This is a genomic window from Pantoea sp. WEP (assembly GCF_041678305.1).
Taxonomy (GTDB): Bacteria; Pseudomonadota; Gammaproteobacteria; order Enterobacterales; family Enterobacteriaceae; genus Pantoea; species Pantoea dispersa.
Genome location: NZ_JBGNXB010000001.1, coordinates 4,097,033 through 4,111,630 on the forward strand (window position 1 = coordinate 4,097,033; position 14,598 = coordinate 4,111,630).

The 14,598-nt window shown below is 55.7% G+C and carries 13 protein-coding genes; 7 read left to right on the top strand and 6 right to left on the bottom strand.

The window, feature by feature from the left end; all coding sequences use genetic code 11:
• Window positions 1–175 precede the first annotated feature (175 nt).
• The 4 genes from glnA to ABVR31_RS19125 all read left to right on the top strand — a co-directional run bounded on the left by glnA (window position 176) and on the right by ABVR31_RS19125 (window position 4,482).
• On the top strand, window positions 176–1,585 hold the full coding sequence (gene glnA, locus ABVR31_RS19110; protein ID WP_031279641.1) for a glutamate--ammonia ligase: 1,410 nt from the start codon (window positions 176–178) through the stop codon (window positions 1,583–1,585).
• 198 nt (window positions 1,586–1,783) lie between these two features.
• Window positions 1,784–2,833 carry a nitrogen regulation protein NR(II) gene (gene glnL, locus ABVR31_RS19115; RefSeq protein WP_021507118.1) on the top strand — a complete coding sequence of 350 codons (1,050 nt, stop codon included), beginning with the start codon at window positions 1,784–1,786 and terminating at the stop codon, window positions 2,831–2,833.
• 7 nt (window positions 2,834–2,840) lie between these two features.
• Window positions 2,841–4,250, top strand: a complete 1,410-nt coding sequence (gene glnG / locus ABVR31_RS19120; protein WP_031279642.1) for a nitrogen regulation protein NR(I) — start codon at window positions 2,841–2,843, stop codon at window positions 4,248–4,250.
• 106 nt (window positions 4,251–4,356) lie between these two features.
• Window positions 4,357–4,482 (top strand): YshB family small membrane protein, encoded by a 126-nt coding sequence (locus ABVR31_RS19125; RefSeq protein ID WP_021507120.1) that lies wholly within the window; start codon window positions 4,357–4,359, stop codon window positions 4,480–4,482.
• Window positions 4,483–4,511: 29 nt separating this feature from the next.
• On the opposite strand, the gene hemN is transcribed toward ABVR31_RS19125, so the two are convergent.
• Together hemN and yihI are read right to left on the bottom strand one after the other, a co-directional pair.
• On the bottom strand, window positions 4,512–5,885 hold the full coding sequence (gene hemN / locus ABVR31_RS19130; protein ID WP_372773943.1) for an oxygen-independent coproporphyrinogen III oxidase: 1,374 nt from the start codon (window positions 5,883–5,885) through the stop codon (window positions 4,512–4,514).
• A gap of 237 nt (window positions 5,886–6,122) precedes the next feature.
• Entirely contained in the window at window positions 6,123–6,641 is a 519-nt protein-coding gene (gene yihI / locus ABVR31_RS19135) for a Der GTPase-activating protein YihI (protein ID WP_058770999.1), read from the bottom strand.
• Between the two features lie 555 nt (window positions 6,642–7,196).
• Here yihI and yihA point away from each other — a divergent pair.
• Window positions 7,197–7,838 carry a ribosome biogenesis GTP-binding protein YihA/YsxC gene (gene yihA, locus ABVR31_RS19140; protein WP_031279643.1) on the top strand — a complete coding sequence of 214 codons (642 nt, stop codon included), beginning with the start codon at window positions 7,197–7,199 and terminating at the stop codon, window positions 7,836–7,838.
• A 410-nt stretch (window positions 7,839–8,248) separates the two neighbouring features.
• Here the strand turns inward: yihA and polA are convergent, their stop codons facing one another.
• From polA to ABVR31_RS19160, 4 genes are all read right to left on the bottom strand, one after another.
• Window positions 8,249–11,038: a DNA polymerase I gene (polA, locus tag ABVR31_RS19145; RefSeq protein ID WP_059011683.1), complete on the bottom strand. Its 2,790-nt coding sequence runs from the start codon at window positions 11,036–11,038 to the stop codon at window positions 8,249–8,251.
• Between the two features lie 423 nt (window positions 11,039–11,461).
• On the bottom strand, window positions 11,462–12,091 hold the full coding sequence (gene dsbA / locus ABVR31_RS19150; protein WP_021507125.1) for a thiol:disulfide interchange protein DsbA: 630 nt from the start codon (window positions 12,089–12,091) through the stop codon (window positions 11,462–11,464).
• A 26-nt stretch (window positions 12,092–12,117) separates the two neighbouring features.
• Window positions 12,118–13,104 (bottom strand): serine/threonine protein kinase, encoded by a 987-nt coding sequence (locus ABVR31_RS19155; RefSeq protein ID WP_315655636.1) that lies wholly within the window; start codon window positions 13,102–13,104, stop codon window positions 12,118–12,120.
• 46 nt (window positions 13,105–13,150) lie between these two features.
• Window positions 13,151–13,426 carry a YihD family protein gene (locus tag ABVR31_RS19160; RefSeq protein ID WP_021313943.1) on the bottom strand — a complete coding sequence of 92 codons (276 nt, stop codon included), beginning with the start codon at window positions 13,424–13,426 and terminating at the stop codon, window positions 13,151–13,153.
• A gap of 71 nt (window positions 13,427–13,497) precedes the next feature.
• Here ABVR31_RS19160 and mobA point away from each other — a divergent pair, with 71 nt between their 5' ends.
• Both mobA and mobB read left to right on the top strand, forming a co-directional pair.
• Window positions 13,498–14,070: a molybdenum cofactor guanylyltransferase MobA gene (mobA, locus tag ABVR31_RS19165; RefSeq protein ID WP_372773946.1), complete on the top strand. Its 573-nt coding sequence runs from the start codon at window positions 13,498–13,500 to the stop codon at window positions 14,068–14,070.
• Window positions 14,070–14,573: a molybdopterin-guanine dinucleotide biosynthesis protein MobB gene (gene mobB / locus ABVR31_RS19170; protein ID WP_315655518.1), complete on the top strand. Its 504-nt coding sequence runs from the start codon at window positions 14,070–14,072 to the stop codon at window positions 14,571–14,573. Before mobA ends, mobB begins: the two co-directional genes overlap by 1 nt.
• The last annotated feature ends 25 nt before the right edge of the window (window positions 14,574–14,598 follow it).

Here is a 14,598-nt window from a genome sequence, read left to right on the forward strand (position 1 = left end):
TAATAAAGTTGGCACAGAATTCGCTTTATATCTTTTAAGCGAAAACGACAGTTGCACAACGGTTGAAGAGCTTGCCGAGATCTTGGTCAGGGGTGGTCAGTAGTCGTGACACATTCCCGGCAACAGAAGTTCTCTCACCACGACGACAAAATGACCATTTCCAGGAGAGTTGAGTATGTCCGCTGAACACGTTCTCTCGATGATGAACGAGCACGAAGTTAAGTTTGTTGACCTGCGTTTTACCGATACCAAAGGTAAAGAACAGCACGTTACTATCCCTGCTCACCAGGTTAACGCTGACTTCTTCGAAGAAGGCAAAATGTTCGATGGCTCTTCCATCGGAGGCTGGAAAGGCATTAACGAATCAGACATGGTGCTGATGCCGGATGCAACAACTGCCGTAATGGATCCGTTCTTCGAAGATCCGACGCTCATCATCCGCTGTGACATTCTCGAGCCAGGCACGCTGCAGGGCTACGATCGCGACCCGCGCTCCATTGCCAAGCGCGCAGAAGAGTTCCTGCGTTCTTCCGGCATCGCCGACACCGTACTGTTCGGACCTGAGCCAGAGTTCTTCCTGTTTGACGACATCCGTTTCGGCTCTTCAACTTCCGGCTCACACGTGGCTATCGACGACATCGAAGCAGCCTGGAACACCGGTAAAGAGTACGAAGGCGGTAACAAAGGTCACCGTCCAGGTCTGAAAGGCGGCTACTTCCCGGTGCCACCGGTTGACTCTTCACAGGACATCCGTTCTGCCATGTGTCTGACCATGGAGCAGATGGGTCTGGTGGTTGAAGCGCATCACCACGAAGTGGCAACCGCGGGTCAGAACGAAGTGGCTACCCGCTTCAACACCATGACCAAGAAAGCTGACGAAATTCAGATCTACAAATATGTCGTGCACAACGTCGCGCACGCCTACGGCAAAACGGCGACCTTTATGCCGAAGCCGATGTTTGGCGACAACGGTTCCGGTATGCACTGCCACATGTCACTGTCTAAAGGCGGCGTAAACCTGTTCTCTGGCGACAAATACGGCGGCCTGTCTGAAACTGCCCTGTTCTACATCGGCGGTATCATCAAGCACGCTAAAGCCATCAACGCCCTGGCAAACCCGACCACCAACTCATACAAGCGTCTGGTCCCAGGCTACGAAGCACCGGTAATGCTGGCTTACTCAGCACGTAACCGTTCTGCCTCTATCCGTATCCCGGTGGTGGCCAGCCCGAAAGCACGTCGTATCGAAGCGCGCTTCCCGGATCCAGCGGCTAACCCATACCTGGCGTTCACCGCACTGCTGATGGCCGGCCTCGACGGCGTGATCAACAAGATCCACCCTGGCGATGCGATGGACAAAAACCTGTACGACCTGCCGCCGGAAGAAGAAGCTGAGATTCCAAAAGTGGCCGGTTCACTGGAAGAAGCGCTGAATGCACTGAACGAAGACCGCGAGTTCCTGACCCGTGGCGGCGTGTTCACCGACGACGCTATCGATGCTTACATCGAACTGCGTAAAGCTGACAACGACCGCGTACGCATGACGCCGCACCCGGTTGAGTTCGAACTGTACTACAGCGTTTAATCCTTAAAAGATTCGCGCAGATGCACCGTAGCCGCCATCGCCGCGACGGTGCTAATCCTGGCGCTGAAGATTTTTTGTTGCCGTGGAAACTTTAGCCCATCTCCGGATGGGCTTTTTTCACCGCGAATTCATCGTTCGACGGATAGATTTGCGTCCCCAAAGGCTATAATGCACTAATTTAGTGCAGAGGAACGCTGTATGGCAACTGGCACGCTGCCCGACGCGGGGCAGATTCTCAACTCCCTGATCAACAGTATTTTGCTGGTCGATAACGATCTGGTTATCCACTACGCCAACCCGGCGGCCCAGCAGTTACTGGCGCAAAGCTCACGAAAATTGTTCGGCACGCCCTTACCGGAACTTACCGGCTATTTTTCGCTGAACATTGAGGTAATGAGCGAGAGTTTAGGGGCAGGCCAGGGCTTTACCGATAGCGAAGTCACGTTAGTGGTGGATGGCCGCGCGCACATTATGTCGCTCACGGCACAGCGTCTACCCGACGGATTTATTCTGCTGGAAATGGCGCCGATGGATAATCAGCGCCGTCTCAGCCAGGAGCAGATTCAGCACGCCCAGCAGGTTGCCGCGCGCGATCTGGTTCGTGGCCTGGCGCACGAAATTAAAAACCCGCTCGGCGGATTGCGCGGCGCGGCGCAGCTGTTATCGCGCGCCCTGCCCGATCCGGCGCTGAATGAATATACCAAAGTGATTATTGAGCAGGCCGACCGGCTGCGTAACCTGGTCGACCGCCTGCTGGGTCCGCAGCAGCCCGGACTGCACGTGACCCAGAGCATCCATCAGGTGGCTGAACGTGTGGTTAACCTGGTGTCGATGGAGCTGCCGGAAAACGTCTCGCTGGTGCGTGATTATGACCCCAGCCTGCCGGAGCTGCCGCACGACCCGGACCAGATTGAGCAGGTGCTGCTCAACGTGGTGCGTAACGCGCTGCAGGCGCTGGGCGAAGCGGGCGGCACCATTGTCATCCGCACCCGTACCGCGTTTCAGCTGACGTTACACGGCACGCGTTACCGGCTGGTGGCGCGTATCGACATTGAAGATGATGGCCCGGGCATTCCGGCCCAGCTGCAGGATACGCTGTTCTATCCGATGGTCAGCGGACGCGAAGGCGGCACCGGTTTAGGTCTCTCTATCGCCCGCAGCCTGATTGATCAGCATTCGGGAAAAATTGAATTTAACAGTTGGCCAGGCCACACCGAATTCTCGGTTTACCTGCCTATTCGCCAGTGAGGTTTCTATGCAACGAGGGATAGTCTGGATCGTCGATGACGATAGCTCCATCCGCTGGGTGCTTGAACGTGCGCTCACTGGAGCCGGTTTAAGCTGCGCCACCTTTGACAGCGGCAACGAGGTGCTGGATGCGCTCTCGACCAAAACCCCGGACGTATTATTGTCGGATATTCGTATGCCAGGCATGGATGGTCTGGCGCTGCTGAAGCAGATCAAACAGCGTCATCCGATGCTGCCGGTCATCATTATGACCGCGCATTCGGACCTCGACGCGGCGGTCAGCGCTTATCAGCAGGGCGCGTTTGATTACCTGCCAAAGCCGTTTGATATTGATGAAGCGGTCGCACTGGTAGAGCGCGCCATCAGTCACTATCAGGAGCAGCAACAGCCGCGCAATCAGCCGGTAAGCGGCCCGACCACCGACATCATCGGCGAAGCGCCGGCGATGCAGGATGTCTTCCGCATCATCGGGCGCCTGTCGCGTTCGTCGATCAGCGTGCTGATCAACGGCGAGTCCGGTACCGGTAAAGAGCTGGTCGCGCATGCGCTGCATCGCCACAGCCCGCGCGCCAAATCCCCGTTTATCGCGCTGAATATGGCGGCGATCCCGAAGGATTTGATCGAATCGGAGCTGTTTGGCCACGAGAAAGGCGCGTTTACCGGCGCGAACCAGATTCGTCAGGGCCGCTTTGAGCAGGCCGATGGCGGCACGCTGTTTCTCGACGAAATCGGCGATATGCCGCTTGATGTACAGACGCGCCTGCTGCGCGTGCTGGCCGATGGTCAGTTCTATCGTGTTGGTGGCTATGCGCCGGTCAAAGTGGATGTGCGCATCATCGCCGCTACCCACCAGAATCTGGAGCTGCGCGTGCAGGAGGGCAAGTTCCGTGAGGACCTGTTCCATCGCCTCAACGTGATTCGCGTGCATCTGCCGCCGCTGCGTGAACGTCGCGAGGATATTCCGCGTCTGGCGCGCTACTTCCTGCAGGTCGCAGCGCGTGAGCTGGGCGTGGAAGCGAAAATTCTGCACCCAGAGACCGAAGCCGCGCTGACGCGACTGCACTGGTCGGGTAACGTGCGTCAGCTGGAGAACACCTGCCGCTGGCTGACGGTGATGGCCGCGGGCCAGGAAGTGCTGATTCAGGATCTGCCGCCGGAGCTGTTTGAGTCGAGTACGCCGGAAAATCCGGTGCAGTCGCTGCCGGACAGCTGGGCAACGCTGCTGGCGCAGTGGGCAGACCGCGCGCTGCGTTCCGGTCATCAAAACCTGCTGTCAGAAGCACAGCCGGAGATGGAGCGTACGCTGCTGACCACTGCGCTGCGTCATACGCAGGGCCACAAGCAGGAAGCGGCACGTTTACTGGGCTGGGGCCGCAATACGCTCACGCGTAAACTGAAAGAACTGGGCATGGAATAACGCGGAAAAGTGTAAAAGGGTTATTTATTGCACACTTTCTGCGCGTAACATCTGTACAGACCGGTGCCGTTCAGTATCATACGGGCGGCAATCGGGAGAGGCTAACATGTTGCAATCTGTCATCCAGCTGATCGCGCATAACGTGGCGGCAATCGGTAATGCTGTGACTCACTCACCGCAAACCGCGCTGGCCGCCGTGGTCTGCGCCATCAGCGTCAGTCTGTTCAGTTAACATAAAGGGAGCGCTGGCTCCCTTTATGCTTAAATCACCCGCGAAAATTGCTGCATGCGCGCTTTCTGCCGCAGATAGCGGTCAAAGCACATGCAGATGTTGCGAATCAGCAGACGGCCAATGCCGGTGACCTGCAGCCGGCGCTCACCGATCTCAAGCAAGCCGTCCGCCACCAGCGGCGCCAGCAGCGCTAAATCCTCAGCAAAATAGCGTTCAAACACCACTGGCCACCGGGCTTCGATGTCGGCAAAATCCAGCGCAAAGTTACAGATCAGCGCTTTAATTACATCCCGCCGCAGACAATCATCCTCGCTCAGGGTTAAACCGCGCCACAGCGCATGGCCCTGCTGCTCAACGCTGGCATACCAGGCTTTTAACTCTTTCTGATTCTGCGCATAGCTGTCGCCCAGCATGCTGATGGCCGAAACGCCCAGCCCGAGCAGTTCGGTTTCGCCCTGCGTGGTGTAACCCTGGAAGTTGCGATGCAGTACGCCGGCGCGCTGCGCCACCGCCAGTTCATCATCCGGTTTGGCAAAGTGGTCCATGCCAATAAACTGGTAACCCGCACCGGTCAGCGTCGCGATGGTTTGCTGCAGGATTTGCAGCTTCTGCGCCGCCGTCGGCAGCTCCTCATCTTTGATTTTGCGCTGAGCGGCAAACAGCGCAGGCATGTGCGCATAGTTGAAGACGCTGAGACGATCCGGATTGAGCGCAATCACCCGCTGCAGCGTAAAGGCAAAGCTCTCTGGCGTCTGCAGCGGCAGGCCGTAGATTAAATCCAGACTGACTGAGCGGAATCCCTGCGCGCGGGCACGCTGCACCAGGACGAAAATGGTCTCTTCATCCTGAACGCGGTTGACCCGCTCCTGCACCGCCTTGTTGAAATCCTGCACGCCCATGCTCAGGCGATTGAAGCCCTCTGCGCGCAGATGATCGATCATCTCCAGCTCAATTTCACGCGGATCGACTTCGATCGACATCTCCACATCGTCAGCGATGTCGAAATGGCTGCGCAGCAGCGCCACCAGCCGGCTGACCTGCTGCTGATTAAGGAAGGTGGGCGTGCCGCCGCCCCAGTGCAGCTGCGTAACGCGACGGCCGGCAAACAGCGGAGCGCGCTGACGAATCTCCTGCGCCAGAACCTCCAGATAGCGATCGGCCTTGTGCAGCTGGCGCGTCACGATTTTATTGCAGCCGCAGAAGTAACACAGACGATGGCAGAACGGGATATGCACATACAGCGATAGCGCGCGCTCGGGATAGCGCTCAACCGCGCGCTGAAAATCGCTCGCGCCAAAGCTTTCACTGAATTCCAGCGCGGTGGGATAGGAGGTGTAGCGTGGACCGGCGTAATTGTATTTTTCGATGAGCCGCTGATCCCACTCAATCTGCTGCGATGACATGCTCACTCCTTACGGTGACGTCGTCTGAGGGCGTGTCGCGTGGCAGAAGAGGAGACGAAGCGCTGGGCGGAACGCCGCCGTAAGCGCGATTTCAGCCGCGACAGGCGGCGTAGTTTAAACAATAACCACAGCAGATAACATGTCAGCAGCAGCGCTAAAATTGATCCAGGCCAAAACATAGGTGAATACCTGTTTAGCGCGGCATGCGCAAAGCCGCATGCCGATCAAAAATGGCGGTTAGTGGCCCTTAAGCAGGCGCATCATATCCTCTTCTGCCTGCTCATCTTCGGCGTCGTCGTCCAGCGCAATGCCCAGCGTTTCCATCAGCTCGTCGATGCGATCCAGCGTCTCATCCAGCCACGCCTGATCTTCTGCGCTCAGGGTTTCGCCGCTCTCAAGGCGATCGAGCAGCGTGTCGAGACGCTCATCGTTCTCCAGCTTCGCCAGCTCTTCCTGCGGCGTCAGACGCACTTTTTCGGCTTTGGGCTTTGGCTTCGCCACTTTCTTCTCGGGCAGGGTTTTGCCGTCCGCCACCAGCGCGACCGGCTTTTTGCTGCCCACGCGCGGATCGGCGCTCTTTTTGCTGTGCCCTTTACCGGCGCTTTGCGTTTCCGGGTTGGCGCGGCTGCCGGATTTGTGGCCGCTGTGCTTTTTATCGCGCTTGCGATCGCGGGCTTCCTGGTTCAGTTCTTCACGCGATTTGCGTTTCGCTTTAGCAGCAGGTTTGCCACGCTGGGCTGGTGCAGGTTGCTTCATGTGTTCGGTCTCGGCGATGCCTGGTGAGTTCAGTATAGAATTGCGGCGAAATCTAGCAGAAAGATGACAAAGAAAAAAGGCGATAGCCTGTGCTATCGCCTTATTTCGCACCTTCATACGAAGGAAACACGCGTCAAATCCTTTACGGCTCACAACGTCCCGGTTGCTCCATCGCCACATCGCTCCTGCGAGTAATCCCTGTCCCTGTCCGATTCCTGCCTGAATCGCTCTCCTGCCATGCTCGCGGTCATCCCCGACGCTCCTGAGCTCATCATCCTGATGGGTGCTGCCGTGCACTGACAACAAATGTAGACCAAACAGTAAATTGAACAAGTGAGACTTGTCTCTAATTTAGAGCGGTCTTTTTCATATTTAGCGTAAGACCATGAAAATAAACAGTAATATAAAGAATGAATGTTGCATGAATCCGTCATCACTGGTAGCAGTTAGCGGCGATCTCTTACAAAATGGCGCGTTAAGACGCCTGTCGGGCACTTTTGCGCCATAACAGGTATAATCAGCGCCATTGCCCGATCATTCTGCTGGAGTTTTACATTGTCTGCTTTGAACTATCACGTCACCCATTTCATGCTCAGCGCGCCGGATATTCGTCATCTACCGGCGGATACGGGCATTGAAGTTGCCTTTGCCGGGCGCTCAAATGCAGGCAAATCCAGCGCGCTGAATACCCTGACCAACCAGAAAAGCCTGGCGCGTACCAGTAAAACACCAGGCCGCACGCAGCTGATTAACCTGTTTGAAGTGGTGGAAGGCAAACGCCTGGTGGATTTACCAGGTTACGGTTATGCGGAAGTCCCGGAAGAGATGAAGCGTAAATGGCAGCGCGCGCTGGGTGAATATTTGCAGAAACGTCAGGCCCTGAAAGGACTGGTGGTGCTGATGGATATCCGCCATCCGCTTAAAGATCTCGATCAGCAAATGGTTGAGTGGGCGGTGCAGAGCGGTATTCCGGTTATGATTCTGCTGACCAAAGCCGACAAGCTGGCTTCCGGTGCCCGTAAAGCGCAGCTGAACATGGTGCGTGAAGCATCGCTGGCATTTATGGGCGATGTCCAGGTCGAGATGTTCTCATCGCTGAAAAAACTGGGCGTCGATAAGCTGCGTCAGAAACTCGATACCTGGTTTAGCGAGCTGACCCCGGCGCAGGAAGGCGACGGTGAAGCGCTGTCAGAATAGCGCCAGAGCGGGCCTTTGCGTCCGCTTTTTTTCAGAAAAAGCCCAATAAAAAACGCCCCAGTCATAAATGACTGGGGCGGCTAATATTCAGCCAAATCCGATTACGTGAAGTAAAAGGTCTGAAAGATAGAACATCTTACCTCTGTACCCTACGCGATGAACTTTACCCGATTTTTTCTGACCAACAAAGGGTTTTTTGTTGTTAAGTTTCAGAATTCGACATCTTTTTTACCAGCTTCGTCACATTTTCGCGCAGGGCATGTAGTTTAATTACCAAAAAAATGCTTAGCCGATAAGCAGTTACTTAACCTGTATTTTACCGGCAGTTTTGATGACCGGCTGAACCGATTAAGTAAACTTTTTTCTTATGACGTTACCCGCCGCCTGCATCTGCGGCGGGCAGCGGGCCCTTAGTGCGCCTGATCCCAGTTATCACCGGTTCCCACTTCAACCTGCAGCGGTACATCCAGCTTCATGCTGTTCTCCATCAGTTCGCGGATCGTCTGGCTGGCACCTGCGACGGCATCTTTGTGGATCTCAAATACCAGTTCATCGTGTACCTGCATGATCATTTTCACCTCGTCACTGTTCTGCTGCAGCAGCCAGCCGTCAACGGCGATCATGGCACGTTTGATGATGTCCGCTGCGGTGCCCTGCATCGGTGCGTTGATCGCCGCACGTTCGGCAGCTTTACGGCGAATGGCATTGCTGGAGTTGATGTCCGGCAGCCACAGACGACGACCATCCAGCGTCTCGACGTATCCCTTATCCGCGGCTTGCGCGCGCGTCGCTTCCATATAACGCAGCACGCCCGGATAGCGCTCAAAGTAGAGATCCATGTACTTCTTCGCTTCGCCGGCACCAATGTTCAGCTGACGCGACAAACCAAATGCGCTCATGCCATAAATCAGTCCGAAGTTGATTGCTTTCGCACTGCGGCGCTGCTCACCGGAAACCTTGCTCAGCGCCACACCAAACACTTCAGACGCCGTGGCGCGGTGGATATCCTCACCCTGCGCAAACGCATCCAGCAGGCCTTTGTCCTGCGACAGGTGCGCCATAATTCGCAGCTCAATCTGCGAATAGTCGGCAGCCACGATGCGCTTATCCGCGCCCGCAATAAACGCCTGACGGATGCGCCGTCCCTCTTCGTTGCGCACCGGAATGTTTTGCAGGTTCGGGTCGGTCGAGGAGAGTCGTCCGGTGGCCGTCACCGCCTGGTGATAAGAGGTGTGTACCCGGCCGGTGATCGGATTGATCATCTGCGGCAGCTTATCGGTGTAAGTGGATTTCAGCTTCGACAGGCCGCGATGCTCAAGAATCACTTTCGGCAGCGGATAGTCGAGCGCCAGCTCAGCCAGCACTTCTTCACTGGTCGATGGCGCGCCGCCCGGCGTTTTCTTCGTCGGCTTAATCCCCTGCTTCTCAAACAGAATGGTTTGCAGCTGTTTGGTGGAGGAGAGGTTGAAAGGCTCGCCGGCCAGCTCGTGCGCCTTCTGCTCCAGCTCGGCCAGACGCGTGGTCAGCTCCTGCGAATGTTTCGCGAGGATGTTCTGATCGATCAGCACACCGTTGCGCTCTACGCGGGAAATGACCGTCACCAGCGGCATCTCAATCGCCTCGAATACCTGCTTTGGACCAGCTTCCTGCTCCAGCTTCGGCCACATTTGCAGGTGCAGCTGCAGCGTGACGTCAGCGTCTTCTGCCGCATAGTGCGCCGCCTGCTCAAGCGCGATCTGATTGAAGGTGAGCTGATTTTTACCTTTACCGGCGATTTCTTCGAAAGTGACGGTTTTGTGGTTAAGCCAGCGGGCCGCCAGGCTGTCCATATCATGCTTGCCGCCGACGCTGTTCAGGCAGTAAGACTCCAGCATGGTGTCGAATTTGATGCCGTTCAGCTCAATATCGTAATTTTTCAGCACGCCACGATCGTACTTCAGATTCTGCCCGACCTTCGCTGCTTTACTGTCCTCCAGCAGCGGTTTCAGCTGCTTCAGCACCGCGGCGCGATCCAGCTGCGGTGGCGCGTCAAGATAGTCATGCGCCACCGGCAGGTAAGCGGCCTCGCCCGGTGCCACGGCGAAGGCAATGCCGACAATATTGGCGCTCAGGGTATCCAGCGAATCGGTTTCCAGGTCAAAAGCAAACACGTCGGCGCTTTGCAGTTTTTTCAGCCAGTCGGCAAAGGTCGCCTCGTCGAGGATGGTGACATAGCCGTCGGATGACAGCACGCTGACCGTTTCCGCTGCGGCCACGACGGGTTCATCCGGCAGCGATTTCTGCGCCTGGCTATTGCTCTTTTTACCCTGCAGCCATTTTCCTTCCTGCAGATCGGCTAGCCAGCGTTTGAATTCATAGCGGCTGAACAGCGTCTGCAATGCTTCAACGTCAGGCTCGTTAACCGTCAGCTGCTCGCAGGCCAGCTCCAGTTCCACATCGGTTTTGATGGTCGCCAGCTGGTAGGAGAGAAACGCCACATCGCGATTCTGCTCCAGCTTCGCCGCCATGGTTTTTGCTCCACGGAAGGAGAGCCCGGCCACTTTATCAAGGTTGTCGTAGATGGATTGCATGCCGCCCAGCCCCTGCAGCAGCGCCTGTGCGGTTTTCTCGCCCACGCCCGGTACGCCCGGGATGTTGTCCGAGCTGTCGCCCATCATGGCGAGGAAATCGATAATCAGCGAAGGCGGTACTCCGTATTTCTGCTCGACTTCTTCCGGACCGAGCACGGTGTTGGTCATGGTGTTAATCAGAGTAATGCCCGGCGTCACCAGCTGCGCCATGTCTTTATCGCCGGTGCTGATCAGCACCGCACGCCCCTGCTTTTCCGCTTCCAGCGCCAGCGTGCCAATCACGTCATCGGCTTCCACGCCGGACACCGCCAGCAGCGGCAGCCCCATGGCTTTTACCATTTCATGCAGCGGCGCGATTTGCGCGCGTAAATCGTCCGGCATCGGTGGACGATGCGATTTGTAATTTTCAAACAGCTCATCGCGGAACGTTTTGCCTTTGGCATCGAAGACCACAGCCACATGGCTGGGTTGATACTGCATCAGCAGGCTTTTCAGCATGTTGAGCACACCATACATGGCGCCGGTTGGCTCACCCGCACTGTTGGTCAGCGGCGGAAAGGCATGATATGCACGGTAGAGGTAGGAAGAGCCATCTACCAGAATCAGGGGATTTTCTGCAATTTGCGCCATAGGTTTGTATTTTCTTCGTTGCGATAATCAGGGTTATAAGGATGCCACAACCAGCGAACAATGTTGAAGTAACAGCAGAAAGTGAGGATCTTTTTCGCGGTTACGCGGCGCGGATCGCAAGGATCATCTTGTGGATAACTTTGTGCGTAAAATTCATAACGTATTGTTATTTACGTTAATTGCAATCATTTTACGGTTAAAATGCTTTTACAATCAGTCAGTTATAATCTTGCCGTGATACGAAACACCTTTTTAAAAAGGCGATCGTCTATGTGGATATTAAGCGAAAGGGTAATCAAAAAACGCTGGCGGTAAGGGATGAATGGCTTAGTGAATTAAGGATATGGTGTGGGTTGGTTTCACTGTAGCGGCGGGTGATAACCGCGCCGCTACAGCATAAGCCATCGCGTTGTCAGCGCTTAATTACTTTTTCTCAACCAGGAATTTCACGACGTTGGCATAATCCGCCACGAAGTTATCCATTGAGCTGGTGTCCAGGCCGCCGTTGTTAACCATGTATTTGCCGTTAACGAAAATCGCCGGTACGCCCTGCAGATTAACATCCGAGGCCGCTTTCTGCTGCTGTGCGACCAGCGCCTTCACGGCGAAGCTGTTCCACGCTGCATCGTAATCTTCAGAGGTGATACCCGCTGCTTTAATAAAGGTTTCTTTCAGGCTGGCTGCGTCGGTAATGGTCTGGGTCTTCTGGATGCCGTCGAAAATCGGTGCGGTCACTTTATCTTCCACACCCAGCGCCATTGCCACTGCCCACGCATGCGTGACCACCGGACCGAAGTCGCCGCCGAGAAAATCAACGTGATATTTGGTCACTTTGGTATCCGCTGGCAGATTCTTTCTCACCGCATCGCTGACGTGGTAAATGCGTTCAAACTGGTAGCAGTGCGGGCAGAAGAAGGAGAAGAATTCCATAACCTGCGGCTCACCGGCGACCGGTTTTGGCAGCGTAACGTACTGTTTGCCGTCGTTGAACTGTGCCGCTGAGGCGCTAAATGCCAGCATCAAACCTACCAGCGCAAACCAAATCTTTTTCATCGTGAGAACATCTCCTGAGTACTTCATTAAAATTGCGGGCTAAGCTGTAACGGCGGTTCGTGTAACAACTTTTCCTGCTCGATAAATAGTGCAATCTGCCGGCGCCAGAAGTCCTCATCGGTCATCCAGGGGAAGGCGCGCGGAAAAGCGGGATCCTGCCAGCGGCGTACCACCCAGGCCAGATAATAAACCATGCGCATGGCGCGTAAAGACTCAATCAGTGTCAATTCGTGTAAATCGAAATCACCAAATTCGTTATACGCTTCCAGCAAAATATCCCACTGGATCAATTGCTCCTGACGGCTGCCGTTCACCAGCATCCACAAATCCTGCACTGCCGGGCCGGTGCGCGCGTCATCGAGATCGACAAACATCGGCCCATCGCGCCACAGAATATTGCCGGGATGGCAGTCACCGTGCAGCCGGAGCGGTTGCCACTGGCTATGCCAGCTCTGCTGCAGCGTGGCGCTGAGTTTATCTAACGCCTTCAGTAGCGCATCCTTCAGCGAGGCGGGCACCAGCGTGCTCTGTTCCAGCTGCAGACGTGGCTCAACCACATACTCCTGCAGGCCCAGAGTGGGCCGCTGGCGGAACGGGCTGTGGCGTCCGGTTTGATGGATACGGCCAAGGAAACGACCTACCCACTCCATCTGCTCTTCATTGTCGGTTTCATACTGCCGGCCACCGAGGCTGGGAAACACCGCGAACATAAAGCCAGCGTGCTGATTGAGCGTATTGCCCTGCAGCGCCAGCGGTGCGGCAACCGGCACTTCATCGTCCAGCAGATCCTGAGCAAACCGATGCTCTTCAGCGATCTGTGCGGCGCTCCAGCGCTGCGGACGATAGAACTTAGCGACATAGCGTCGCTTATCCTCATCGCTGAACTGATAGACGCGGTTTTCGTAGCTGTTCAGGGCGGTTAAGCCGGACTCGACCCGCAGACCGGCATCCCAGAGCGCATCAAGGATGACGTCGGGATTCAGCGTCTGAAAATTAAAAGCGGCTTCGCTCATCATTGTGCCTGTGTGTTACCTGTGCGTTGAACGCGCAAGGATAACACTACTCATCATCCTTGATCACACCGCGCGCACGTAATAGCGCGCTTTTGAAGTCCACTTCATAATCTTTCTTCAGACCCGGGATCACAGCCTGACTACCGGCATCACGCATTTTGAGATGGTAAATCAATACGTCATCGCTTAATTCACTTAATGGGCCACTGAAACCTGATTCCTGCGCCAGTTTTTGTAAAAATGCCAGCAGGTTGAGATCGGGTTCTTGCTGCCAGGCAGGCTGCAGCAGTTCGAGCAGTTCATTGAGTCGGTGATATTTCATCATTGATTCCTTTGCGCAGGTGGTTCGCTACCGCGAGTTAAGTATCGTCCAGAATAAACAGGGAGACGAAGATGACCGCATTTACCGGTGTGATCCTCGCAGGCGGGCAAGGCAGCCGTATGGGAGGTCAGGATAAGGGCTTGCTGCCATTACAGGGCAAACCGCTTTATCAGCACGTTCTGCAGCGTTTACAGCCGCAGGTCAATATTGTGTTGATTAGCGCCAACCGTAACATTGATCGTTATCAGGCAAGTGGTTGTCAGGTGATTCGTGATTCGCTGCCTGATTATCCCGGTCCGCTGGCAGGAATGCTCAGCGGCCTGCGGCACAGCCAGACCGAATGGGTGGCGTTTTGCGCCTGCGATACGCCGTGGCTACCGCAGGATTTTGTTGCACGGCTGTGGCAGCAGCGTGGTGCAGCCGCCGCCGTGTGGGTGACATCGGGTCAGCGTGATCATCCGGCGCTGGCCCTGGTGCATCGTGCGCTGGCCGATGATCTGGAAGCGTGGCTGCTGCGCGGAGAATGTCGTCTGATGCAGTTTATGCGAGAACATGGCGGACACGGCGTACTGTTTGATGATGATGAAGCCGCCTTCCGCAATATCAATACGCCTGACGATTTGGTTAATGAGGAAAGTGCGTGATGAGTGTGCCGTTACTGGCGGTGGTGGGCTGGAGTGGCACCGGCAAAACCACCCTGTTACAACAGGTGATTCCGCTACTGAGAGCGCAGGGCATTCGCCCCGGGCTGATCAAGCATACCCATCATCAGATGGACATCGATACGCCGGGAAAAGACAGTTATCTGCTGCGCAAAGCGGGAGCCGATCAGGTGATCGTCGCCAGCGAACAACGCTGGGCGTTAATGTGTGAAACGCCACAACAGCCGCTTAGTTTAGCGCAGCTGGCAAGCCGTATGGACGCTGCAACGCTGGATCTGGTGCTGGTCGAGGGGTTTAAACAGGAACCCGTACCCAGGATGGTGCTATGGCGGCGCGGCGTTAAGGGAGAAATTGATGAATTGCTGGACGACTGGGTGATTGCCGTAGCGACGGATGAAGCGTTAGCGCTTCAGGTACCGGTGCTGGATATCAATCAGCCTGAGCAGGTTGCAGAGTATATTGTTCAATGGCTAAAAAACCGCTAATCACACGGTTTTAGCGATCGCCAGA